Origin of the sequence: Stieleria sp. (assembly GCF_041595215.1) — a bacterium.
Lineage (GTDB): Bacteria > Planctomycetota > Planctomycetia > Pirellulales > Pirellulaceae > Stieleria > Stieleria magnilauensis.
Genome location: NZ_JBFHKV010001293.1, coordinates 1 through 2,119 on the forward strand (window position 1 = coordinate 1; position 2,119 = coordinate 2,119).

Consider the following 2,119-nt stretch of genomic DNA (forward strand, 5'->3'; position numbering starts at 1 on the left):
GATTGCCTTGGTCATCGCGCTGGGCTTTTCCGGTGACGACCACGGTGGACAGTTCTTTGACGCTAAGAAACTCGCGGGCGTCTTGGGCCACCGGATTGCCCGTGTCGTCGACAATCTTGACGGTCGCAATGTTGTCTTTCACCGCATCCGTTTGGCAGCAATAATCCCAGGGCGTCGGGCATCCTTCGTCGTCGGCACAGTAGGGCACTTTGGGATCCACGATGGTGAATGCGGCCAAGCCGTCGACAAACGGTTCGCTCGATCCGCCGACCAGGCCGACCAAAGTGACATCCTGGCCGTCCTCGGTGTTCTCGCGTGCTTCGCCCACCGGTATCGCTCCGTCGGGTTCGCTTTCGGCGGCATACGGCGACGCCGCCGCGGTCGCGGTATCTTGGTTTGGCGTCGATGCGACGTCCGCCTTGTCGCTGCATCCGGACGCGATCAATAGCAATGCGGCCAGACCGAAGTTAAAAAACGACTTCATTCTCAATCTCCTTGGTAAATTTCTAAACTGCTTTCAAACTCGTTGCGACTTGCAATCGCAACGCTTTCAACGCCGGGGGCAACGCGCCCAAGACGCCCAGTAACAATCCGACGCCGCAACCGATCAAGATTGCGACGCTGTCGATGCGCAATGTGAACGCACCCATCGTGAAACGCACGGCCATGCCGTTGAGCATTGTCAACGCGATCACACCCGAGAGCAGTGAACCGGCCGCTGCCAACAAGACGGCTTCCTGGATCAGGCTGACGAGGATCGCACGTCGACGAAATCCGATCGCTTGCAGCGTCGCAATTTCACGAACCCGTCCAGCCACCGCGCCGTACATCATGTTCAAACCCGCAAAGACCCCCGCACCGGACACCAGAGCGACGACGAACCAGGCCAGCAATCGAACCGGTTTATAGTGCTGTTGCAGGGTCGCGTAGTAATCGGTTTCGCGGCTCGCACGCAGTTCCAAGTCGGTGCGTTCCTTGCAGAACAGTTTGACTTCCGCGGGTGAACTGCCCGGTGTCAACAGCATCGCCGCGAGACTCAAATCCTGACGCTTTGTTGCCGTTTGCAAGTCGCCCAGGTTGCACCAGATCTCCGACTCGTACGCCGCACCGCCCGCGGCAAAGCGACCGCTGATCGTCCACGACCGGCCTTCAAACTCGATGGTTTGGCCGACCGCCATCGCTTCGTCCGAGCTGCCCAGTTTTGCCGCCGCCAACCGGCCCACCATCACTTCGCCCGCATCCGGCCAGTCGCCACCGGTCAACCGGACCGACCGGCGGACCAGCGGTGCGGCCAGGGTGACGCCACGAACCAGTCCCAAGCCCCCGTCGGCCGATTCGCTTTTGACCCGTGTCCCCAGATACAGCTCAGGCGAAACATGTGTCACGCCGAACCGATTGACCGTCCCTTGCAAACTGGCGGTCAACAGGGCCGGGGTTCGAGCGGCGATCGAAGAGTTCTCGATGTTTTCTTCGGAGTTCACCGAATAGACCAAGACGACGTCGGGGTCACCGCTGACAGACAGTGATTGCTCCATGCCGCGAATGAAACCGACGACCACGAATACGAGCATCACCACCGTCGCCAAGGCGACGAGCGTCAATGCCGTCCGCACCGGCCGACGAGCCAGATTGCGAACACCGTATTCCCAGGGAAGTAACATCAAATGAAAACTCAAACGTTGTATTCGGTAGGTCACGCTGTGCGTGACGGTTGGCATGCACGGCATGCCCTCGTGATAGTTGGCATGCACAGCATGCCCCACATTTGTTCATCCGCTCGGGGATCGACCGATCGTTCAGACGGGTAGGTCACGCTGTGCGTGACAGATGGCATGCACAGCATGCCCTACAGCACAGCATGCCCTACATTCGTCCATCCGGTTCAAATGTTCTGGCTGGTTCAAATCAGCCAAGATTGATGCGCTACGCGCACATCGCGACCGCAAAGAAGTTGCCCGGCGGAGGCGAACGCGTGACGCGTCAGAAAGTCGCCTTGTCCGGCGAGGCAAGCGACCGTCGCCGGGGGCAGTTGTTCCCAGCTGACCAGGAGTTCCGTGTCCGGCAACTCACTATCGGCCTGAATGACGGCCCCTTCGCAGATGCAGCTTTGGCAACTGCA

3 protein-coding genes are annotated in these 2,119 nt (G+C 59.7%); all 3 read right to left on the reverse strand.

The annotated features are described in order from the left end of the window. Positions 1–484 (reverse strand): hypothetical protein (locus tag ABX749_RS30685; protein WP_372899387.1); only part of this gene is annotated, 484 nt, incomplete at its 3' end. Between the two features lie 22 nt (positions 485–506). Then, positions 507–1,661, reverse strand: coding sequence for an ABC transporter permease (locus ABX749_RS30690; protein WP_372899389.1), 1,155 nt, complete (start codon positions 1,659–1,661; stop codon positions 507–509). Between the two features lie 239 nt (positions 1,662–1,900). Further along, the coding region (locus tag ABX749_RS30695; protein WP_372899388.1) for a hypothetical protein at positions 1,901–2,119 on the reverse strand (219 nt) is incomplete at its 5' end.